This is a genomic window from Nocardioides montaniterrae, assembly GCF_054782655.1.
This window is the reverse complement of the sequence record NZ_BAAGSB010000001.1, coordinates 249,342-270,974: the sequence shown is the minus strand read 5'-3', so window position 1 is coordinate 270,974 and position 21,633 is coordinate 249,342. Positions and strand designations below refer to the sequence as shown.

At 70.0% G+C, this 21,633-nt stretch carries 21 protein-coding genes; 14 read left to right on the top strand and 7 right to left on the bottom strand.

Annotation, left to right across the window (positions count from 1 at the left end; translation table 11 throughout):
- Nucleotides 1–42: 42 nt before the first annotated feature.
- Together miaB and ACYVJ3_RS01430 are read left to right on the top strand one after the other, a co-directional pair.
- The gene (gene miaB, locus ACYVJ3_RS01435) at nt 43–1,545 is read left to right on the top strand and encodes a tRNA (N6-isopentenyl adenosine(37)-C2)-methylthiotransferase MiaB (protein ID WP_460850699.1); all 1,503 of its coding nucleotides are present in this window, start codon (nt 43–45) and stop codon (nt 1,543–1,545) included.
- Between the two features lie 142 nt (nt 1,546–1,687).
- Entirely contained in the window at nt 1,688–2,488 is an 801-nt protein-coding gene (locus tag ACYVJ3_RS01430) for a DUF559 domain-containing protein (protein WP_460850698.1), read from the top strand.
- Nucleotides 2,489–2,533: 45 nt separating this feature from the next.
- Here the strand turns inward: ACYVJ3_RS01430 and ACYVJ3_RS01425 are convergent, their stop codons facing one another.
- Both ACYVJ3_RS01425 and ACYVJ3_RS01420 read right to left on the bottom strand, forming a co-directional pair.
- Nucleotides 2,534–2,983, bottom strand: a complete 450-nt coding sequence (locus ACYVJ3_RS01425) for an NUDIX domain-containing protein (RefSeq protein WP_460850697.1) — start codon at nt 2,981–2,983, stop codon at nt 2,534–2,536.
- 54 nt (nt 2,984–3,037) lie between these two features.
- Nucleotides 3,038–3,211, bottom strand: coding sequence for an antitoxin (locus ACYVJ3_RS01420; RefSeq protein ID WP_460850696.1), 174 nt, complete (start codon nt 3,209–3,211; stop codon nt 3,038–3,040).
- Between the two features lie 65 nt (nt 3,212–3,276).
- Between ACYVJ3_RS01420 and miaA the strand changes: the two genes are divergently transcribed.
- From miaA to ACYVJ3_RS01405, 3 genes are all read left to right on the top strand, one after another.
- Nucleotides 3,277–4,209 (top strand): tRNA (adenosine(37)-N6)-dimethylallyltransferase MiaA, encoded by a 933-nt coding sequence (miaA, locus tag ACYVJ3_RS01415; protein WP_460850695.1) that lies wholly within the window; start codon nt 3,277–3,279, stop codon nt 4,207–4,209.
- A complete protein-coding gene (gene dapF, locus ACYVJ3_RS01410) occupies nt 4,206–5,060 on the top strand; it encodes a diaminopimelate epimerase (RefSeq protein ID WP_460850694.1) in 855 nt (284 codons plus the stop codon). Before miaA ends, dapF begins: the two co-directional genes overlap by 4 nt.
- A gap of 61 nt (nt 5,061–5,121) precedes the next feature.
- On the top strand, nt 5,122–5,898 hold the full coding sequence (locus ACYVJ3_RS01405; RefSeq protein WP_460850693.1) for an SDR family oxidoreductase: 777 nt from the start codon (nt 5,122–5,124) through the stop codon (nt 5,896–5,898).
- A gap of 115 nt (nt 5,899–6,013) precedes the next feature.
- Here the strand turns inward: ACYVJ3_RS01405 and ACYVJ3_RS01400 are convergent, their stop codons facing one another.
- Complete coding sequence (locus ACYVJ3_RS01400; protein WP_460850692.1) at nt 6,014–7,969, bottom strand: S53 family peptidase; 1,956 nt, start codon at nt 7,967–7,969, stop codon at nt 6,014–6,016.
- Between the two features lie 144 nt (nt 7,970–8,113).
- Between ACYVJ3_RS01400 and hflX the strand changes: the two genes are divergently transcribed.
- From hflX to ACYVJ3_RS01380, 4 genes are all read left to right on the top strand, one after another.
- Nucleotides 8,114–9,607 carry a GTPase HflX gene (gene hflX / locus ACYVJ3_RS01395; RefSeq protein ID WP_460850691.1) on the top strand — a complete coding sequence of 498 codons (1,494 nt, stop codon included), beginning with the start codon at nt 8,114–8,116 and terminating at the stop codon, nt 9,605–9,607.
- A 104-nt stretch (nt 9,608–9,711) separates the two neighbouring features.
- Nucleotides 9,712–10,497, top strand: a complete 786-nt coding sequence (locus ACYVJ3_RS01390) for a hypothetical protein (RefSeq protein ID WP_460850690.1) — start codon at nt 9,712–9,714, stop codon at nt 10,495–10,497.
- A 49-nt stretch (nt 10,498–10,546) separates the two neighbouring features.
- Entirely contained in the window at nt 10,547–11,206 is a 660-nt protein-coding gene (locus ACYVJ3_RS01385; RefSeq protein ID WP_460850689.1) for an SGNH/GDSL hydrolase family protein, read from the top strand.
- Between the two features lie 142 nt (nt 11,207–11,348).
- Entirely contained in the window at nt 11,349–13,244 is a 1,896-nt protein-coding gene (locus tag ACYVJ3_RS01380; RefSeq protein WP_460851090.1) for an ATP-dependent DNA helicase, read from the top strand.
- Here the strand turns inward: ACYVJ3_RS01380 and ACYVJ3_RS01375 are convergent.
- From ACYVJ3_RS01375 to lexA, 3 genes are read right to left on the bottom strand one after another with little or no spacing between them, the layout of a single operon-like run.
- Nucleotides 13,231–14,832 (bottom strand): MXAN_6640 family putative metalloprotease, encoded by a 1,602-nt coding sequence (locus tag ACYVJ3_RS01375; protein WP_460850688.1) that lies wholly within the window; start codon nt 14,830–14,832, stop codon nt 13,231–13,233. The two genes, ACYVJ3_RS01380 and ACYVJ3_RS01375, sit on opposite strands and share 14 nt — an antisense overlap.
- Nucleotides 14,833–14,884: 52 nt before the next feature.
- Nucleotides 14,885–16,543, bottom strand: a complete 1,659-nt coding sequence (locus ACYVJ3_RS01370) for an MXAN_6640 family putative metalloprotease (protein WP_460850687.1) — start codon at nt 16,541–16,543, stop codon at nt 14,885–14,887.
- Between the two features lie 54 nt (nt 16,544–16,597).
- Nucleotides 16,598–17,335, bottom strand: a complete 738-nt coding sequence (gene lexA, locus ACYVJ3_RS01365; protein ID WP_460850686.1) for a transcriptional repressor LexA — start codon at nt 17,333–17,335, stop codon at nt 16,598–16,600.
- A gap of 258 nt (nt 17,336–17,593) precedes the next feature.
- Here lexA and ACYVJ3_RS01360 point away from each other — a divergent pair, with 258 nt between their 5' ends.
- The 4 genes from ACYVJ3_RS01360 to ACYVJ3_RS01345 all read left to right on the top strand — a co-directional run bounded on the left by ACYVJ3_RS01360 (nt 17,594) and on the right by ACYVJ3_RS01345 (nt 20,470).
- Entirely contained in the window at nt 17,594–17,929 is a 336-nt protein-coding gene (locus ACYVJ3_RS01360; RefSeq protein ID WP_460850685.1) for a LysM peptidoglycan-binding domain-containing protein, read from the top strand.
- 186 nt (nt 17,930–18,115) lie between these two features.
- The gene (locus ACYVJ3_RS01355) at nt 18,116–19,039 is read left to right on the top strand and encodes a type IV toxin-antitoxin system AbiEi family antitoxin domain-containing protein (RefSeq protein WP_460850684.1); all 924 of its coding nucleotides are present in this window, start codon (nt 18,116–18,118) and stop codon (nt 19,037–19,039) included.
- 133 nt (nt 19,040–19,172) lie between these two features.
- Nucleotides 19,173–19,715, top strand: coding sequence for a DUF6318 family protein (locus ACYVJ3_RS01350; protein ID WP_460850683.1), 543 nt, complete (start codon nt 19,173–19,175; stop codon nt 19,713–19,715).
- Between the two features lie 194 nt (nt 19,716–19,909).
- On the top strand, nt 19,910–20,470 hold the full coding sequence (locus ACYVJ3_RS01345; protein WP_460850682.1) for a hypothetical protein: 561 nt from the start codon (nt 19,910–19,912) through the stop codon (nt 20,468–20,470).
- Between the two features lie 3 nt (nt 20,471–20,473).
- Here the strand turns inward: ACYVJ3_RS01345 and ACYVJ3_RS01340 are convergent, their stop codons facing one another.
- Nucleotides 20,474–20,743, bottom strand: a complete 270-nt coding sequence (locus ACYVJ3_RS01340; protein WP_460850681.1) for a hypothetical protein — start codon at nt 20,741–20,743, stop codon at nt 20,474–20,476.
- A gap of 380 nt (nt 20,744–21,123) precedes the next feature.
- Here ACYVJ3_RS01340 and nrdR point away from each other — a divergent pair, with 380 nt between their 5' ends.
- The gene (gene nrdR / locus ACYVJ3_RS01335) at nt 21,124–21,591 is read left to right on the top strand and encodes a transcriptional regulator NrdR (RefSeq protein WP_460850680.1); all 468 of its coding nucleotides are present in this window, start codon (nt 21,124–21,126) and stop codon (nt 21,589–21,591) included.
- Nucleotides 21,592–21,633: the final 42 nt, after the last annotated feature.

Below are 21,633 nucleotides of genomic sequence, written 5' to 3'. Positions count from 1 at the left end.
GCTTAGGTGGCGAGCACCGTGTCGCCGTACTCTTTTCTGGCTATGACTGCCGCGCCGACCGAGACCACCCGGACCTACCAGGTCCGCACCTATGGCTGCCAGATGAATGTGCACGACTCCGAGCGGATCGGCGGGCTGCTCGAGGACGCCGGCTACACCGCGGTCCCCGAGGGGGAGCAGGCGGACGTCGTCGTGTTCAACACCTGCGCGGTGCGCGAGAACGCCGACAACAAGCTGTACGGCAACCTCGGCCACCTGGCGCCGGTGAAGGCCGGCAAGCCGGGCATGCAGATCGCCGTCGGTGGCTGCATGGCGCAGAAGGACCGCGACACGGTGACCCAGCGGGCGCCGTGGGTGGACGTCGTCTTCGGCACCCACAACATCGGCTCGCTGCCGGCGCTGCTCGAGCGCGCGCGGGTCCAGGAGGAGGCGCAGGTCGAGATCCTCGAGTCGCTCGAGATCTTCCCGTCGACGCTGCCGACCAAGCGCGACTCGGCGTACGCCGCGTGGGTGTCGATCTCGGTGGGGTGCAACAACACCTGCACCTTCTGCATCGTCCCGTCGCTGCGCGGCAAGGAGAAGGACCGTCGCCCGGGCGACATCCTGGCCGAGGTGCGTGCGCTGGTCGCCGAGGGCGTCACCGAGGTGACGCTGCTCGGCCAGAACGTCAACGCGTACGGCGTGGAGTTCGGCGACCGTCAGGCGTTCTCCAAGCTGCTGCGCGCGTGTGGGGAGATCGAGGGCCTGGAGCGGATCCGCTTCACCTCGCCGCACCCCGCGGAGTTCACCGACGACGTGATCGAGGCGATGGCCGAGGTCCCGACCGTGATGCCGTCGCTGCACATGCCGCTGCAGTCGGGCTCCTCCAGGCTCCTCAAGGAGATGCGGCGGTCCTACCGCCAGGAGAAGTTCCTCGGCATCGTGGCGAAGGTCAAGGCCGCCATCCCGGATGCCGCGATCACCACCGACATCATCGTCGGCTTCCCCGGCGAGACCGAGGAGGACTTCCTCGAGACGCTGAAGGTCGTGCGTGAGGCGCGCTTCTCGGGTGCGTTCACCTTCCAGTACTCCAAGCGACCCGGCACCCCGGCCGCGACGCTGCCCGACCAGATCTCGCCAGAGGTCGTCGCCGACCGCTACCGCCGGCTGGTCGAGGTGCAGAACCGGATCAGCCTCGAGGAGAACCAGGCCCAGGAGGGCCGCACGCTCGAGGTGCTGGTCTCCCAGGGCGAGGGCCGCCGCGACACCGACACCGGCCGCATGTCCGGCCGGGCGCCGGACAACCGGCTGGTCCACTTCAACGTCGACGGCGTCGACGTGCGCCCCGGCGACATGGTCACCGTGACGATCACCCGCGGCGCTCCGCACTACCTCGAGGCCGACGGCGCCGTCCTGTCCGTACGCCGCACCCGCTCGGGCGATGCCTGGGAGGCCCGCCAGGGGGTTTCGACAGGCTCAACCACCGGATCCGGTGGCGGTGTCGGCCTGGGCATGCCGATGGTCGGCGTACCGGCTCCGCTGCCGGACGCTCCCGCCTGCTCGTGACCGCGGACCTATTGGGGCGCCTCTGATCCGTGTGGTCACAATGACGCCCCGATCAGCTCATGCGTCCGCTCTGCATCAATAGGTCCGCACGCCTGTGGAGGAGCGCCGCATGGTGGTCCGATCGGACGGCACACTCATTCGCGTGGACTTCGACCGTCGGCACCGCCAGGCACTCGAGGACGCCGTGCAGGCGGCGGCTCAGTGTGGCGGTGTCGTCTGCCGGGGGAGCGCGGCGCTCATCCATGGTTGGCAGCTCCTCGTGTTGCCTCCGAGGCCCCAGATCACGATCCCCAAGAACAAGCGGACCGCGCGGCTGCCGCTCTCGGACGTCGAGCTGCGCAAGCTGAACCTGTCGCCCGACCAGGTCGTCGACGGTGTCACCACGCGTGGTCGGACCCTCGTCGACTGTCTGCGCTACTACCCGCCACGAGAAGGCCTCTGTGTCGCCGACTCGGCGCTCCGCGCCGGATTCCATCCTGTCGACCTGGCCGAGCTCGCGGCGTCAGCCAGGGGTCCGAATGCCCGCCGGGTCAAGCTGATCGCTCGTGTCGCCGACGGCCGGGCGGCGAATGCGTTCGAGTCGGCGACGAGGGCGATCACGTTGTCGGTGCCTGGTCTGAAGGCGGTCCCACAGGTCCCGCTCTACGCGGACGCGCTGTTCCTCGGGCGGCCGGACCTCGTCGACGAGACCCTCCGCATCGTGATCGAGGCGGACTCCGCCGAGTTCCACGCGACGGTCGGAGGGATCAATCGTGATTCACGCCGCTACGACACCTTCACCGTCCATGGCTGGCTCGTTCTTCGCTTCACCTGGGCGCAGGTCGTTCACGACCCGGACTGGGTCCGCAGCACGATTTCCCGTGCCGTCGCGATGCGCCGATCCGAGCTCGGGCTGCCGGAAGTGCGGACCTGTTGGGGCGGTTGGGGCTGGCGAGCAGCGTGATCCAGCAGACTGCTCACGCTGGTCCCGTGAGCCCCAATAGGTCCGCTAGAAGCCGAAGGAGCTGAGCGCGGGAACCGCGCCCCAACGCTCCAGCACCCACAGCTCGTGGGGCACCAGCGGATCCGGCAGGCCCGCCAGCGGCCACCAGCGCAGGTCCGCGCACTTGGTGGGCTCGACGATGTGCGGCTCACCCGTCCAGGAGGCGGCGGTGAAGAAGAAGTCGACGCGCTCGTCGATGTCGTGACCGGCGGCGGTCCGCTGCATCGCGGTCACGAACTCGAGCGCCACGTCGGTGACACCGAGCTCCTCGGTGGCCTCCCGCGCCGCCGCTGCCACCGCCGTCTCGCCGCGCTCGATGTGGCCCGCCGCGGCAGACGCCCAGTGGTCGTCCCTGTAGCCGGTGTTCTGGCGCAGCTGCAGCAGCACCTCGGGGCCGGCAGGACCCGACCGCGTCAGCAGGACGTACGCCGCCGGCACGATCGAAAAACGAGTCACCCCGGAGACGGGATCGGTGATCGCCATCTCCGGGGCTCGCTCGCTACCGGCTGCTCAGAGGTTGCCGAGGGCGTCCTTGGCCTTGTCGGCCCCACCCTCGATCTGGTCGGAGAACTTGCCGCCGGTCTTGTCGTCGGCGAGGTCGGCCGCCTTGTCGATGGCACCGTCCAGCTTGCCGTCAGCAGCGGCGTCGGTCAGCTTGTCCTTGGCGTCGTCGAGAAAACCCACGAGATACCCCCATGCCTTGTCGGCCCCGGTTGGGCCGGATCATCCGCAGCCTACAAAATGGGCGGGTGCCCGACCAGCGTCCCATCGTCGCCATCGTGGGACCGACGGCGAGCGGCAAGACCGCCCTGTCCGTCGACCTCGCCGAACGCCTCGACGGAGAGATCATCAACACCGACGCGATGGCGCTCTACCGCGGCATGGACATCGGTACGGCGAAGCCGACCCCCGCCGAGCGGCGCGACGTGCCGCACCACCTGATCGACACGCTCACCGTGCGCGAGCCGGCGAACGTGGCCGCCTTCCAGGGCTGGGCGCGCGACCTGATCTCCGAGGTACGCGGTCGTGACCGGACGCCGATCCTCGTCGGCGGCTCGGCCCTCTACACCCGGGCGATCGTGGACCGGTTCGACTTCCCCGGCACCGATGCGACGGTTCGTGCCCGGCTCGAGGACGAGCTCGAGGCCGACGGCCCGGCACCGCTCCACGCCCGTCTCACGGCGCTCGACCCGGTCAGCGCCGAGCGGATCGAGCCGTTCAACGGCCGCCGCATCGTCCGTGCGCTCGAGGTCATCGAGCTCACCGGCATGCCGTTCAGCGCGCGCCTGCCGGTGCAGGAGCACGCCGACCCGAACACGCTCCAGATCGGCGTGCACATCGAGCGGGAGCTCCTCGCCGAGCGCATCGCGCAGCGGGTGCACCGGATGTTCGACGAGGGCCTGGTCGCCGAGGTCGAACGGCTCCTCGACGAGGGCCTGGCCGAGGGCAGGACCGCGAGCATGGCCATCGGCTACCGCCAGGTCCTCCTCCACCTCCAGGGCGAGCTCACCCTGGACGAGGCGGTCGACCGCACCATCACCGCGACCCGCAAGTTCGCGCGGCGCCAGATGGCCTGGTGGAAGGACGACGTACGCATCGCCTGGGTGCAGTGGGACGATCCGCGGCGCCTCGACAACGCGTTCGCCGCCGTGCAGGCCCACGCCCTACGCTGGAACTCGTGAGCTACCCCTTCCTCAAGGGTCACGGCACGCACAACGACTTCGTGCTGCTGCCCGACCACGACGGCACCCTCCACGGTGAGCTGTCGGACGAGCGCGTCGCCGCGCTGTGCGACCGCCGCGGCGGCATCGGCGGGGACGGGGTGCTCCGCGTCATCAGGACCGCCGCGATCGGTGAAGCCGGCGCCGGCCAGGACGCCGAGTGGTTCATGGACTACCGCAACGCCGACGGCTCGATCGCCGAGATGTGCGGCAACGGCGTCCGCGTCTTCGGGCGCCACCTCGCCGACGCCGGCCTGGCCGACCCGAGCAGCCCGGTCCCGATCGCGACCCGTGACGGCATCAAGACCCTGACGTACGCCGACGGCGGCGACATCACCGTCGACATGGGGACCCCCGAGATCCTCGACGAGACCCGGGTCGGGGTGAGCGTCGAGGGCCAGCACGAGACCTGGTCGGCGCTGCACGTCGACATGGGCAACCCGCACGCCGTGGCCTTCCTCGACGAGGGTGAGGACCTCGAGGTCGTCGGCTCGCTGACCGACCAGCCGACGTACGACCCGATCGCGTTCCCGCACGGCGTGAACATCGAGTTCGTCGTACGCCGGGGCCCGGACCACGTCGCGATGCGGGTGCACGAGCGCGGCTCGGGGGAGACCCAGTCGTGCGGGACCGGTGCCTGCGCGGTGATGGTCGCGGCCGCGCTGGCCGACGACCCGACCGGAGGGGTGCGCGATCGTGCCTACCGCGTCGACCTGCCCGGTGGAACGCTGAGCATCACCTGGACCGCCGACGACCGCATCCTGATGACCGGCCCTGCCGTCGTCGTGGCCGAGGGCACCACCGACCTCTGACCGACCCGGATCGTGACACCACCAGTGTCACGGTCGCGTCGATTGCCCTAGAGTCCGAACCATGGAACTCACCGGATCCTCCGCCATCGTCACCGGCGGCGCTTCGGGCATCGGCGCCGCGTGCGCCCGCGCCCTCGCCGCCCACGGTGCCACCGTCGTCATCGCCGACCTGAACGCCGAGAAGGGCGAGGCCCTCGCGGCCGAGATCAAGGGCGTCTTCGCCCAGGTCGACGTGACCAACACCGAGCAGATCACCGCTGCCGTCGAGCAGGCCGCGCAGATCGCGCCGCTCAAGGCGTGCGTGAACTCCGCCGGCATCGGCTGGGCTCAGCGCACCATCGGCAAGGACGGCCAGATCGAGTCGGCGCACTCGCTGGACGCCTTCAAGAAGGTCGTCGAGATCAACCTGATCGGCTCCTTCGACATGACCCGCCAGGCCGCGACCGTGATGAGCCGCAACGAGGCCGACGAGGACGGCTGCCGTGGCGCCATCGTCAACCTCGCCTCCGTGGCCGCGTTCGACGGCCAGATCGGTCAGGCGTCGTACTCGGCCTCCAAGGGCGGCGTCGTCGGCATGACCCTGCCGATCGCCCGCGACCTGTCCGCCGCCGGCGTACGCGTCAACTGCATCGCGCCCGGCCTGATCGACACCCCGATCTACGACGCCTTCCCCGACCCGGAGGCGTTCAAGGCCAACCTGGGCCAGAACGTGCTGTTCCCCAAGCGCCTCGGCACCGGCGCCGAGCTCGCCTCGATGGTGCTCGAGTGCATCACCAACTCGTACATGAACGGCGAGGTCATCCGCGTCGACGGCGGCATCCGGATGCCCCCGAAGTAGTTCTCCTCGGTGGTTGAGCAGCCGCGAGCGCCAGCGAGCGGCGTGTCGAAACCACGACGAAGGGCCCCGCCGACGGCGGGGCCCTTCGCTTTCCGGAGGTCGAGCTTGCCGAGACCTACTGCCCGGCGACCGCGTCCAACCAGCCCTGACCGTCGGGGGAGCCGACGCCGGTGACGTCGTCGTAGCCCGGGCGGGTGTGGATGGTGATCAGGTCACCGCGGTCGAACCAACGGGCGGAGTAGACGTAGCCGTTGCCCGCGTCGATGCCGTTGACGTAGTCGGTGCGGACCGCGCCGGGGTACGTCGCGTCCGAGGACCCGTCGACGTCGTACGCCGCACCGGCGGCGGCGTACAGCGTCGGGTTGGCCAGGCCGAGCGGGTGCCCGGCCTTCTGCACCGCGAGGGCCAGCATGCCGGCGTACAGCGGCGAGGCGAGCGAGGTGCCGCCGATGCGGTACTCGCTGTACCTCGACGTGCCGTCGGGGAACAGCTGGGTCTGGCCGACCCGCATGCCGGTGGTCGGGTCGCCGAGTGCGGAGACGTCCGGGACCGAGCGCATCGGGGCGCCGCCGTAGGTCTGCGAGATCTCGGACGGCACGACGCCGGCCTGGTAGGACGGCTGCGCGAACAGGCGGGACGTGCCGCCACCCGAGCCGTACTGGTACTTGGCCGGGTTCCAGGTGCCATCGGCGGCCAGGGTGCTCTTGGCGGTCTCCCAGCCGGTCTCGAAGATCCGGCTGTTGTCGGCCGAGACGCCCATCGACGTACCACCGACGGCGGTGACGAACGGGCTGGAGGCCGGCCAGTCCGGCGACGGCGCGGCACCCGCGACGCCAGCGGTCTCGTCACCGTTGTCGCCGCTGGAGAAGAGCAGCGAGATGCCCTCGGCGGCGGCCTGGACCTGGGTGTCGAGCTGCGGCTTGATGTAGCCGGTCGGCAGGGACTCGCCGCCGTAGCCGTAGGAGTTGCTGATGATGTCGGCGTAGTGGTTGTCCACGACCTTGTTCATCAGCGCGTCCATGTCGCGGTAGTTGTTGTTGGCGCCGATGTAGACGATGTCCGCACCCGGGGCCATCGTGTGGACGGCCTCGATGTCGAGGGTCTCCTCACCGGCCCAGCCGGCGGGGTCCTGCTTGTTGTTGATCGGCATGTTCTTCGAGCCGGGCGTGATCACCTGGCGGAAGTGGCCCTTGAGCGAGGGCAGCCCGTGCGCGGCCGAGTAGGTCTCGACGTCGCTGGCGATGGTCGGCGAGGCGTAGGCGTCGATCACGCCGATCGTGACGCCGTGACCGTCGTTGCCCGAGGCGATCGCGCCGCTCATGCCGTAGGCGCCCTGGAGCTGAGCGCCGGCGTACCCGCAGGGCGCGAAGGCCGACGGCGAGGCCGGAAGGGCGGTGCCGTCGGGGGTCGGGGTGTTCTGGACGGTCTTCTCGCCCCAGTACGCCGAGCACGGCTGTGCGTTGACGAACGCCGGAGCCGGCGGGGTGACCTGGTCGCGGTGGACCAGCGTCTGCGACTCGTCCAGACCGACGACGGCCTGGACGTCACCCGCGGCAGCCGGGACGCTCAGCGCGCTCGTGTTGCTCCGGATGGTGCGGCCCTCGACCTTGTAGTCGGCGAACGAGGTCGAGAAGGCGGCGGCCGCCTGAGCGGCGGTGCCGGTGGCCTCGACGTACTTGTTGTTCGTCGGGACGCTGCCCACGGCGAAGCCCTGGCTCTTGAGCCAGGTCTGGACCTGGGAGACCGAGGCGCTCGACGGCGAGAACCGGGAGCGGAACTGCGCGGGTGTGAGGAACTTGCCGTAGTCGGCCGATCCGGGCGTGGAGACCGAGACGGCCAGCGCCTGTGCGGCCGCCGGGTCGCGCCACGGCAGGTAGACGCGGAACGTCACCTGCTCGGATCCGGGTGTGGACGAGACGCGATGGGCGGGGGTGGCCCACGCTGGGACGCTGCCGGCGAGGGTGTGCCGGGAGGCGGCTTCGGCGCTGCCGGGGAGACCGGCGACACCGAGGGCGAGAGCAGCGGCTCCTGAGGCGACCGCTGCGACAGCTCGGGTACGAGCACTTGCCATGAGAAAGGGGTCCTTCCGAGAGACGGACGCTGGGGAACGGTCCGATATCCGGAAGTTACGCCTCTCGACTTGATCGGTCGAGGGGTTCGGTGGGCAAAACCGGGAAGCCTTCCTGCGTGCGGGTGGTTAGCCTTGGGGAAGCCCATGACTGAACCTGCCCCCGACACCGACCCGAACTTCACCCTCGACGCCGAGCTCTCCGCCACCGAGGCGTGGGAGCCGCTGGACCCCGAGGACCTCGACGACCCCTGGGAGAGCGGGTACGCCGACCCGACGACCGGTGCACTCGACCTGGTCGAGCGCCACGAGCTGCGCCGTACCGCCGGTCTGCGCACCGAGCTCGAGGACATCACCGAGGTCGAGTACCGCCAGCTGCGGCTCGAGCGCGTCATCCTCGTCGGTGTCTGGACCGAGGGCACCCAGCAGGACGTCGACAACGCGATGGCCGAGCTGGCACTGCTCGCCGAGACCGCGGGCTCCGAGGTCCTCGACGCGATCTACCAGCGGCGGCAGTCGCCGGACCCCGCGACGTACATCGGGCGCGGCAAGGTCGAGGGACTGGCCGAGATCGTCAAGGCCAGTGGCGCCGACACGGTCATCTGCGACGGCGAGCTCGCGCCCTCCCAGCTGAGGAACCTCGAGGACCGGGTCAAGGTCAAGGTCGTCGACCGGACCGCGCTGATCCTCGACATCTTCGCCCAGCACGCCAAGTCCAAGGAGGGCCAGGCGCAGGTCGAGCTCGCCCAGCTGCAGTACATGAAGCAGCGCCTTCGCGGCTGGGGTGGCAACCTGTCCCGCCAGGCCGGTGGCCGGGTCGGCGCCGACGGCGGCGGCATCGGTGGCCGTGGCCCCGGTGAGACCAAGATCGAGACCGACCGTCGTCGGATCAACGACCGGATTGCCAAGCTGCGCCGCGAGCTCAAGGAGATGAAGGGGACCCGCGACGTCAAGCGCCAGGAGCGCCGTCGCAACGAGATCCCCTCCGTCGCGATCGCGGGCTACACCAACGCCGGCAAGTCCTCGCTGCTCAACCGGCTCACCGGTGCCGGCGTGCTCGTCGAGGACTCGCTGTTCGCCACGCTCGACCCGACGACCCGTCGCACGTCCACGCAGGACGGCCGGGTCTACACGATGTCGGACACCGTCGGCTTCGTCCGCCACCTGCCGCACCAGCTGGTCGAGGCGTTCCGGAGCACGCTCGAGGAGGTCGCTGCCGCCGACCTGATCGTGCACGTCGTCGACGGCTCCCACCCCGATCCCGAAGGCCAGCTCTCCGCCGTGCGTGAGGTGCTCGCCGACATCGGCGCCTCCGAGGTCCGAGAGCTCGTGGTGATCAACAAGATCGACGCCGCGGACCCGCTCGTCGTGGGGCGCCTGCTGCGCAACGAGAAGCACTCGGTGGCCGTCTCCGCACGCACCGGCGAGGGCATCGAGGCCGCGATCCGAGCGGTCGAGGCCGACCTGCCCCGCCCGGGCGTCGCCTTCGACGTGCTCATCCCGTACTCCCGCGGCGACCTGATCGACCGCATCCACCGCGACGGCGAGATCAGCTCGCTCGAGCACACCGGGGACGGCACCCACGTCGTCGGGCTCGCCTCCGAGGCACTCGCGGGGGACCTCTCGGCGTACGCCATCTGAGAAATACGTGGTTTGCTGCAACCAACCGCGGGCACACCGCATCTGTTGGGTGTCAGCACCATCGGTCCGCGCCGCGGGCCCTGTTCTCGAGAAGGTCCCACGAAATGTCACTTCGCCGTGTCCTGACCGCGCTCCTCGCGCTCGTCACCCTCGTCCTCGGCCTGGCCGCCGTCGCCGGCTCCGCCCAGGCGGTCACCTGGACCCAGGTCGACAAGCGCTGTGCGAGCAACACCAGCGGCCAGGTGTGCGTCGCGACCTACACGAGCAGCTACGGCTTCCGCGAGACCGTGCAGCTGGTGCCCGCCTCGGGCCACTGGCTGAAGATCACGTCCGTCGCCTCCAGCCAGTACAACGCGGGCGGCCTGGTCTGCGACGACACCTACAGCGGCAACGGCTGCCCCGCGAAGGTGACGTCGGCGTACACCAAGACCTGGACCGTCCAGGACGGCCGCACCATGGTGGTGTCCGCGCTGGTCAAGAGCGACACGACCCAGCTGACGGTGGCCGCCGGTTGGAGCGAGTGGGCCAAGCGCGGCATCAAGTGCACGACGTTCACGCAGGGCAAGGCGTGCGTCTCGGTGTGGGCGCAGGCCCGGTGGAACGGCATCTACTTCCGCTCCCGCGGCTCGCTGACCCCGGCCTCGGGTCGGACCATCGCGCCGGAGGACACCCGCATCGCGATCCACTACACGGTGCCGCCGTCGACGACCGTCAAGTACATCACCAAGACCACTGACTTCGACGGCAAGGCGCGTGGCTCCGCCTGGAGCGCCGCCGGCAGTGCGCTGAAGTTGATCAGCAACACGAGCTGCGACCACCTCGGTGGCCTCTTCCACTACCGCGCCGGCGGTGTCGTGAAGGCGCTCAACCTCTCCACCTCGGCCTGCTGAGTTTTCCGATTCTGCTCCGAGACCGGGTGGATGAGCCGATCATCTATCCGTGTCTCGGAGCAGGATCCTCATCGGTGCCGTCGTCGTCCTGGCGATGCTCGGCATCGCCGCGCCCATCTGGGCGCACGCCCGCCACGGCAACGCGTGCGGCACCTACCGCGCCGCTGAGCACTCGCGGGCGGCGCTGGTGACCGGGAGCGGCCGCAAGGTCCTCGTCATCGGTGACTCGTACGCCGCGGGCTGGCTGGCCTCTCCGGCCCAGAGCTGGCCGACCCGCCTGGAGGGCCGGGTCGCGGTGGACGGCTTCCCGGGGTCGGGCTTCAGCACCCAGGCAGGTGTGTGTCGTGGCGTCGACTTCGCGACCCGCGCCGGCCGGGACCTGCGGCGCGAGGGCGGGCACGCGCTCGTGGTGGTCCAGGGCGGCCTGAACGACCACGACGTGTCCGACACCGCGGTCGAGGCCGGCTTCGGTCGGCTGCTCGCCGCCACGAAGGGCCACGAGCTGGTCGTCGTCGGGCCGCCACCGGCTCCGTCGCGGGCGGCATCGGCCGCGCGGGTCGACGTACTCCTCGAGCGGCTGTGCGCCGCCGCGGGCGTCCCCTACGTCTCCACGATCGGGCTGCACCTGCCCTACCTGCCGGACCGCCTGCACCTCACGCCGGACGGCCACCGGATGTTCGGCGACGCCGTCGCGCTCGCCCTGGCATGAACCCTGTGGAGGAGCCGCCCGACTCGTCGGTCGGCTCCTCTAAGGTTCTCGGGTGTCATCAGCCGAGCAGCCTCCTGTCCGCGCCACCCTCGCGGCGGCGGTCGAGGCGCTCGGAGGTCAGCCCCGTGAGGGCCAGGCACAGATGGCAGAGGCCGTCGGCCAGGCGCTGAGCGGTCACCAGCACCTGCTCGTCCAGGCCGGCACCGGCACCGGCAAGTCGCTCGGCTACCTCGTGCCAAGCCTGCTCCACGACGACCGCGTCGTCATCGCGACGGCGACCCTCGCCCTGCAGCACCAGCTCGTCGAGCGCGACCTCCCGCGCCTGGTCGAGGCCGTCGGCAAGCTGCCCGGCGTCGACGCGTCGTACGCCGTCCTCAAGGGCCGCTCCAACTACGCCTGCCTGCACCGCATCCGCGAGGGCGCACCGGACGACCAGGGTGAGCTGATCCAGGCCGAGGACGCCCTCGGCGCGCTCGGCAAGAAGGTGCTCGAGCTGCGCGAGTGGGCCGAGTCCGAGTCGTCCGACGGCGGCACGGGGGAGCGCGACAACGCCCCGCGCCACACCGATCGCGAGTGGAAGCAGGTCAGCGTCAGCGCCCGCGAGTGCCTCGGGGCCGCGCGCTGCGCGTTCGGCCAGGAGTGCTTCGCCGAGCGCGCCAAGGAGAAGGCGCAGAAGTCGCACCTCGTCGTGACCAACCACTCCCTGCTCGCCATCGATGCGATCGAGGGCATCCCGATGCTGCCGGAGTATGACGCCGTGGTGGTCGACGAGGCCCACGAGCTCGTCGCACGGGTGACCCAGGCGGCCACCGCCGAGCTGTGGGTCGCTGAGGTCGAGCGGTCGGCGCGGCGCGCCGTACGACATGTCCAGGGCGACCAGGCGCACGACCTCGCCGACGCCGCCGACACGCTGCGGGCGGCCGTCAACGACACCGACGCCGGCCGGATCGAGACGCTCCCGGCCGACCTGGCCGACGCGCTGGCGCTGGTCCGCGACTCAGCGCGGGCGTGCATCTCGGCCTTCCCCAAGCAGGAGTCCGGCTCCGAGCCCGACGCGGCCTTCGCGCAGGCCAAGGCCGGTGTGCAGGACGTCTTCGCGGTCGCCGAGCGGATGGCTGCCAACTCCGAGCACGACGTGCTGTGGCTGAGCGAGGGCACCGACCGGCTGCCCCCACGACTCGCGATCGCGCCGCTCCAGGTGTGGGGCCAGCTGCGCGACAAGCTGCTCGCCGAGAAGACGGCCGTCCTCACCTCCGCCACCCTCACCCTCGGCGGCGACTTCAACGCCATCGCGACCTCCGTCGGTCTCAAGCCGACCGAGCGCATCGCGCCCGGCACCCCCACCGAGAAGACCGAGAAGGATCGCGAGCCGTGGGTCGGTGTCGACGTCGGCAGCCCGTTCGACTACGGCAAGCAGGGGATCCTGTACGTCGCCCGCCACCTGCCGCCCCCCGGACGCGACGGTCTCGGCCCCGCGCAGCTCGACGAGATCGTCGACCTCATCGACGCGGCCGACGGGCGCACGCTCGGCCTGTTCTCCTCGCGGCGTGCCGCCGAGGCCGCGGCCGAGCACGTCCGGATCAAGCTGCCGCACCTGACCACGCTGGCGCAGGGCGACGCCCAGCTGCCCGAGCTGGCGCGGCAGTTCGTCGACGATCCGCACACCTGCCTGTTCGGCACCCTCGGCCTGTGGCAGGGGCTCGACGTACCCGGTGACACCTGCCAGCTGGTGATCATCGACCGGATCCCGTTCCCGAGGCCCGACGACCCGCTCATGAGCGCCCGCGCCCAGGCGGCCGACAAGGCCGGCGGCAACGGCTTCATGCAGGTCTCCGCGACCCACTCGGCGCTGCTGCTCGCGCAGGGCGCCGGGCGGTTGATCCGCACCCACACCGACCGTGGTGTCGTCGCGGTGCTCGACCCACGGCTGTCGACCGCCCGCTACGGCAGCTTTTTGAAGGCGAGCCTGCCGCCGATGTGGTCGACGACAGACCCGCAGGTGGCCCGCCAGGCGTTGAAGCGGCTCAGCTCGCGATGACCTGCACCGACGCACCGGGGTTGTCGTCGGTGGAGGTGCCCATGCAGGTGTGGTCGAAGCCGAGGTACTGCCAGCAGTTGTAGCCGACGCCCGCGTTCACGATCGTGAGCTGGACCCAGGCGACCGAGGCCTTGGTGAACGGGAGCGTGGTGGTCGCGCCGAGTGCCGGGTTCACCCGCTTGGTGTGGCCGTCGGTGGTGTGCACGACGATCGTGTCGAGCACCCAGTGACCCGGGTTGGCGTGGAACGTGACGCTGAGCTGGGAGGCGCTCGCCGCCGGCGTGACCTGGTACGTCGCCGACGACTGGTGCGCCAGGCTCGGCTTCCAGGTCGCCTTGTTGCCGAGCAGCTGCGGCAGGCTCGTCGTACCGGTCAGCGGTGCGGGCTTGTAGGCGCCGCCCTCTCGGTAGTGCTGGCCCGGGTGCAGGTTGGCGACGGCGAAGTTGCGCAGCTGGTTGCCGAACGTCGTACCGACCTCGTTGAGTGCGGTGCGGATCGCCACGATGGAGTAGCGGCGGCCGACCGCGAGCTGCCACATCCGCTTGACCAGCTTGGGCATGATGCCCTGCTTGGCGCCGTATCTCTCGGTGAGGAAGCGGAAGAAGATCCACGTGCCGTACTGGTGCCCGTCGCTGTTGAACAGGTCGAGCGCCTGGCCGGGGCGGCCCATCGGGCCGAGCCTGAGGTACTGACGGTTGTCGTTGATGGTGGTGTAGAGCTGGTCCTCGGCCCACGTAGCCGTGGCCTCCATGAACCACTGGTCCTCGTCGATGTCGTAGGCGAACTGCACCGCGTGGAAGTACTCATGGGCCGCGGTCACCTCGAGGTTCTGCTCGGGGGTGTGCGCGGGGAACTTCGTCTTGGAGTAGTTGTTGTCCAGCACGCAGTAGGCGTAGACCGCGTAGTGCTTGGAACCGTCGTTGTCGTCGTTCAGCTTGGGGTCGTCGGTGGTGCAGAAGCCGTAGACGCCGTTGTCGCCGACGTCGGCGAGGTAGATGTCGCGGCGCGAGTCACCGCCGCGCCCGCCGTCACCGCGCGGCGAGCGGTAGCCCGCCCGCTGGTAGACGCGGTCGATCCGGGAGAGCTGCTTGAGGTCGAACTCGACGACGTCCGGGATGCCGTTGTGCGCCCGACCGCTCCAGGTCCCACCGCGGCCGTCGTCCTCGCGAGGTACGCCGTTGCGTGCGTCCTGGGACTTCTTGACGTAGTGGATGCAGATCCGGCTCGTGCAGAGCTTGTGCTGCTTGGCACCGCTCTTCCAGCACACGCCGTCGGCCTTGGAGCAGGTCGAGGGCTGCGAGGGCCGGGCGAAGTAGCGCTCCGCGACCGCGCGCTGGGCCGGCGGCAGGCTGTTCTTGGTGACGGCCAGGTTGCGCAGCGCCATGGTCAGGTCCGGGTGACCGTTGCTGCCGTTGCCGGCCAGGATCTGCTGCACCGACTGCAGCGCCGCCTGGGCGTGCAGCAGCGCCCGGCTGAGGCCGTTCGCCCCCGGGGAGGGCGGTGTCGTTCCGGCGTACGCCGATGGCGTGGTGAGCGTGAGGCCCAGCGCGATCAGCAGTGCAAGGGTCAGGGTCCGGGTCCGAGACATGCACTCGAGCCTAAGCGGTCGTCCGCCGGACCGGCGAACGACCGCTCCCGTCTCAGCTCTTGTACGCCGTCGCGACCAGGCTGTCGGCGGTGTTGTCGTCGTAGCTGTGGCTCGACCAGCAGCTGTACTGCAGCTGGTTCGGGTTCGGCTGGTCCCAGCAGGAGAAGCGCGTCGAGGTGTTGAGGAGCTCGACCTCGACGTTCTTCACGAGCTGGTAGCCGAACTTGATGCTGACGGTCGCGTTGCCGCTGGCGTCCAGCTTGATCAACCGCATGGCGTGCGACCCGGAGCGGTAGTTGGTCCACAGCGTCGCCGCCGCGCCCCGCGCCCGGTTGGGCAGGTCGAAGTGCAGCCGCGGGCGCCAGCTGCTGGCCATGCCGCGGATGGTGCTCAGCCGGATGGCGACGTAGCTGAGGTGCTTCAGGGTGCCGTGGACCTTGACCACCTTCTTGCCGGGCCCCACGCGGGTGCTCACGGCGACCGGTGCGCTCGGGTAGTGGTTGGCCGCAGCCTCACGGAAGAACTTCGTGGGGTGGCGGGCCGCGAGGGCGAAGCCGCTGAACACCTTGGAGAGGCTGGTGCCGCGCGACGCGAGCACGGCCGAGATCGCCTGGGTGGAGTACATGTCCTGCGCGGCCGGGTTGGCCGCCTTGTTCGCGTCCATGTGCTGCCACAGGTTCAACATCACCACGGGCAGTGCGTTGTTGGCATCCATCTGCGGAGCGACGCGCTCGGTGAGGTAGCGGAAGAAGATCCAGGTGCCGTACCAGTGGCTGTTGTTGACGTCCATGGGCAGGCCCGGGTTGGAGATCGGGCTGTAGCGCAGGTACTGCAGGTTGTCGTTGACGTCGGTGTAGAGCTGGTCCTCGGCCCAGGTGGCCGTCGCCTCCTTGATCCAGTCGTCCTCACCGATGTCGTAGGAGAACTGGACGGCGTGGAAGAACTCGTGCGCGGCGGTGACCTGGACGTTCTCCATGGGCGTGTTCGTCGGGAACTCGGCCTGGGAGAAGTTGTTGTCGAGCACGCAGTACGCCGACACCGCGTAGTCGGTCATGTCCGGGTCGTCGCTGGTGCAGTAGCCGTAGGTGCTCGGGCCGAGGTTGGCCAGGTAGATGTCGGTCCACCCGTTGGGGCCATGGTTGGTGCTGCCGGAGTCATCGAGCGGCATGCGGTAGCCGGCCGCGGCGTAGACGGAGCGGACGTGCACCACGATGGCCAGGACCATGTCGACGTAGTCGGGCGTGGTGTTGGCGTCGGGGCCGTCCTGTGCGCTGACGCCGTTGGTCGGGTCCTCCGCCGCGGTGACGTAGTGGACGCAGATGCGGTCAGGGGTGGAGCAGACGTAGTGCGCGTTCGTGCGGTACACCGGGTCGCCGGAGCCGTCGCTGGTCGCGCTCGGGCGGGCGAAGAGGCGGTCGGCCTGGACCTGCTGGTCCTTGCTCAGCGACCGGTAGGCGACGCGCAGGTCCGACAGCACGATCGAGGCGTCCGTCGTCCGTTGGATGGCGCGGGCCTCGCGACGGGTGCCGTGGAACAGCGTCTCGGCCCGCTCGAGAGCGGCGGTGGCCTGTGCGTGGGAAGGCAGAGCGCGCCCGTGGCCGGGCGCGGCTGGCGGGGCAGGCGTGGCGGTCGCACTGAGCGGGCTCGCGAACGCGGTGCCGAGGACGAGGACGAGGACGCCGGCGTACGACCTGGCGCGGGTGCTGAGCATGCGCGCCAGACTAGGTGCGGAGCGCGGATTTCCCGCGCTCCGCGGCCTAGTGGACTAGACCTTCCGCAGCACCGCGGTGACCTTGCCCAGGATCGTGGCGTGGGTGCCGTCGATCGGTTCGAAGGCAGGGTTGTGCGGCAGCAGCCAGACCTTGCCGTCCTTGCGGCTCAGGGTCTTGACCGTGGCCTCGCCGTCGATCATCGCGGCGACGATCTCGCCGTTCTCGGCGGTGTTCTGCTGGCGGATCACGACGTAGTCGCCGTTGCAGATCGCGGCCTCGATCATCGACTCGCCGCTGACCTCGAGCAGGAACAGCTGGCCGTCGCCGACGAGCTGCTTGGGCAGCGGGAAGACGTCCTCGACGCGTTCCTCGGCCAGGATCGGGCCACCGGCGGCGATGCGGCCGACGAGCGGGACGTTGCTCGGCGTCGGCGCGGCGTCGTTGATGCCGGTCTCGTCGAAGCTCGACTCGGCGTCGTCGGTCGGGCCCGCGCCGGTGAGGGGCTTGCGCTTCTGGAGGCTCTCGGGCAGGAACACCTCGATCGCGCGGGGCAGGTGCGGGTCGCGGCGTACGAAGCCCTTGGCCTCGAGGGCACGCAGCTGGTGGGCGACGCTGGAGGTGCTGGTCAGGCCGACGGCCTCGCCGATCTCGCGCATGGAGGGCGGATAGCCGCGGGAGTCGATGGCCTTCTTGATCGTGGTCAGGATGCGCTGCTGGCGCGGGGTCAGGCCGGAGCCGTCCGGGGGACCGTCGGGGAGCTCGCTGACCGGGCGGATCGCCTTCTTCGTCATGCCTCCGACCGTAACCCCGATCACTCCCGTGATCAAACAGGTGTTCGAGGTGGGCGTGTCGCGGCGGCGTACGACACGCCGTCGAACAAGTTTGCGATGAAATGCACGGGATTGTTCGAATGGGTGTTCTAACATCGTCCATGTGTTCGATCGAACGTCTGATCGAGATACGGACAGGACCTTCACCGAGGGTTGTGTCGGTGCCTTCCGCTTGACTCTGATCGAACACGGACCAGACCCACTTCCCCGGAGGTCACGATGAGCACCATCAGCTTCAGCCCCACCTACGACTACCGCCCGCAGCTGCGCCTCACGCGCCGCGGCCGGCTGGTCGTCCTCGCCCTCGCGCTGATCGCGATCTTCGCGATCGGCCTGGCGGTCGCCTCGGCCTCCGCCGGTGGCGCCCACGCGGGCGACGCTGACGTGCACGTCGTGACCGTCCACCCCGGCGACACCCTGTGGGACATCGCCGGCACGGCCGCGGGGTCGGTCGGCGTCACGACGGGCGAGATGGTCCAGCGCATCACCGACCTCAACGACGTCACCGACGGCATGGTGTACGCCGGCCAGGACCTCCGGGTCCCGAACAACTAGGACTCCGCGCCCCGGACGGCGCGGTTCACAACTGAATACAGACTTCGCCTGCCGCCTCGACCCCGGCAGGCGTTGGGGAAGACGAGAGCCCGGTCCAGATTTCCCCTGGACCGGGCTCTCGCGGTTTTTCCACAGGGGCAGGCCGACGCTGTTGATCGCCGGGTGGTCGCGTGTGAGCGTCGGGCGGTGGACGAGGACGAGCTGGCGCGCCTGCTGCGCTGGCAGGGCGGGGTGATCGCGCGGCGTCAGCTGATCGCCGTGGGCGCCGCGCCTCACGACATCGCGCGGCTCGTACGTCGCCGCGTGCTGACGCCGCTCGGTCGAGCCGTCTATCTCGACCACAGCGGGCCGCTATCCCGGGACCAGCGGGAGTGGGCGGCGGTGCTCGCGCTCTGGCCGGCCGCGCTCGCTGGGCGATCGGCGCTCGGATGGGACGACGGAGGGATCGTCGAGGTCGCGGTCGACTGGAGCCGGCGGGTGGCCGCACCTTCCGGCGTACGTCTGTCGCGGGTCGTCGATCTCGCGGCGCGGGTGTCGCCCAATGCGCCGCCGCGGCTCCTGCCCGAGGAGGCCGTGCTGGACCTCGCGTCAGACGCATTGCGCGCGGGGGATGCCGCTGAGGCGTTTGCGATCCTGGCCCGCGGTCGGGATCGGGCGCCGGTCGGGAGGATGCGCTCGGCCCTCCGGCGCCGCTCGCGGGTCGCGGGTCGCGCGCTGTTGGACGCGATGCTCGACGATGTCGCCGGCGGGACCCACTCCGTGCTGGAGCGGGGCTTCGTGACCGAGGTGCTGCGCCCGCACGGCCTGCCGGTGGGCGAGCGTCAGGCGGCGTACGTTCACGACGGCCGTCGGGGTCGCCACGACCTGCGGTACGACGACCTCGGGCTGGTCGTGCAGCTCGACGGCTACGCCTGGCACGGCTCCGCCCGGGCCCGCGACGCTGATGCCGGTCAGGACCTGTCGACCCTCGCACGGTCCGGCGACGTGACGGTCCGGCTCACCTACGGACAGGTGTTCCGCACGCCCTGCGTGACGGCGGCACGGCTGGGTGGGGTGTTCGTGTCGAGGGGTTGGAACGGCGAAGCGGCGCGGTGTCCGCGCTGTGGCTGAACAACGGGGAGGATCTGGTGCACCTGGTGGCTCAGATCCTCCCGGACGGTGTTGTCCACAGGCGGACATCGGCCCGGTGGCGCGACCACGCCTCCCGGCGTAGGTTCCGAGTACCTCATTCTCGGGAGGCTCCATGAAGTCCTTGGTCGCTGCGCTTGCCCTGCTGCTGTCGCTCACGCTCGCCGGGTGCGGTGGCGGGTCGGATCCTGTTGACCCGCCGTCGTCGCCGACCAGCGCTCCGCAGTCGCCGCCAACGACCGGGCCTGTCGCGCCCACGCCGCCGGTCGGGACGTACGACCGGACCAAGGCCGGTGTCATCAAGTTCGCGAAGTACTACTGGACTGTCGTCGACTACGCCCAGAAGACCGGCGACACGACGACGCTCAGGACGCTCGAGTACCACTGCGCTTCGTGCAAGGCCGGTCGCGAATGGATCGAGAAGATCTATCGTCGTCATGGGTCGATCGACGGTGGAGGTCACAGGGTCGTTGGCAGCTCGATCCCGTACTTCCGGGCGACGGGAGCCGGTGTCGTCCTGCGGATGAGGACGACCACCCAGGTGGTGGCGAACGCTGGGGACATGTCACGGAAGTGGCGCGGCGGCGCCGACACGATCTCCATGGCCATCAACGAGCATGCCGCTGTGTGGCGGGTGACGGATTGGCGCGTGCTGTGAGCGTCGCCGCGTTGCTGAGCGCCTTGATCCTCTTCTCGGGTACCAGCGTCGATCCCGGCCACGCGGGCTTCTTGGTCACCGGCAACCACGCGCACCACGGCCAACCGGGGGTACCGGCGTCTGGGCCCTCTCAGCCGCACGACGGGAGTCAGAATGTCGTTGCGACCTACTACCCCTGCGACAAGTTCTGCGAGGTGCAGTGCGCCCCGGGCCAGACGCCGGTTTACGCGAACCTGTCGGTGATCGGCTACGGCGATCTCGGGACGCCGGCACAGACCTGTCTGGGCCACAAGACGGTCCTGACGGCGGCCGCGGTGGCGAACGCGTTCCGGCGGATCGGCGTACCGACGCCTGCGTTGCACATCCAGCCCGTGAAGGGCCGGACCCTGGTGAACTTCAGGACCAACTTCTACGCGACCGGGGGAGCAGCGTACACGCGGACGCTGACCTTGCTCGGTCAGCGCGTGCAGCTCCGTATCAGCGTCGAGGAGTACGACTTCCGCTTCGGCGACGGTGCTGACCTGGTCAGCGCGCAGCCGGGTGGGAAGTACCCGCGGCTGGTCAACACCCACGAGTACCTCCGCAAGGGTGTGGTGCATCCGAGCCTGAGCACGACGTGGCAGGCGCGCTACCGCGTGGGCGGCGGCGCATGGCAGGACGTCGTGGGCACCGTCACGGCGACCGGGCCACCCCAGCGTCTCGAGGTCACCACGGCGACACCGGTCCTGGTGGACCCGTACGACCACGCCTACTAGCGACTAGCGAGAGGAGCGCTTCCCGCCGGGAGGCAGCGAGGGGTCGCGCTTGGGGCGCGGCTCGGGGGCGTGGGTGAGCCCGAGGGCGCGTGAGAGCCGGACGACCAGCATCAGCCCGAGGAACAGGCACGCGACGGCACCGAGGGCGGCGAGCAGCAGCAGGAACCAGGCCCCGCCCGAGCCGCGTCGGGCCGAGGCGCCGAAGTCGATGGCGGCGTACACGAGGTAGCCCCAGGCCACGACGCAGCCCGTGATGGCGACCGCGAGGGCCAAGAAGACAGGCCGCAGCTGCCGCTTCGGCCGCGCCCCGGCCCGTTTTCCACCCGCCACGAGGGCAATTGTGACGGATCGACCCCAGCCCCGACAGGGGGCGACACGCCGCGTCGAGATCCGACCGGGCTCGGGCTGCAACGCCCTGACCTGCGCAAACGTCACCCGCACCAGTGGTCACAGAAATGAGTGGGTGACCGGCCTTGCCAGCGCTTGTACCGACGTCGTACGGTTACCACTACATCTAGTAGTTACAACGGTGTAGTTCTCCACATCTAGTTCACAGGACGAGCGTGGAGTTGCACAGGTCACTGCGGGATATCCACAGGCAGAAGCGGTCGCTCCACCGTTTCTCCACAGCTCCGGAGAGGAGGACCACGGCGATGCACTGCCCGTACTGCAAGCACAACGACACCAAGGTCCTCGACTCCCGGGTCGCCGACGACGGCACCTCGATCCGCCGCCGTCGCGTCTGCCAGGACTGCGAGAAGCGCTTCACCACGGTGGAGCAGATGCAGCTGACCGTGCTCAAGCGCAGCGGCACCAGTGAGCCGTTCAACCGTGACAAGGCCGTGGCCGGCGTACGCAAGGCGTGCAAGGGCCGTCCGGTCGACGAGGACGCGCTCGCGCGCCTGGGCCAGGAGGTCGAGCACCAGCTCCGCCTCGCCGGCAGTCCCGAGATCGCAGCACACGAGGTGGGTCTGGCGATCCTCGCTCCTCTGCGTGCGCTCGACGAGGTCGCCTACCTCCGCTTCGCGAGCGTCTACCGGAGCTTCGAGTCGGCCGCCGACTTCGAGTCCGAGATCGCCCTTCTTCGCGCCGAGCGCGAGCTTCAGCCCCTTCCGGGCTGACCCAAGACCGCCCGGGCAGCCAGTGGGGAAGCTGCCTGCCCG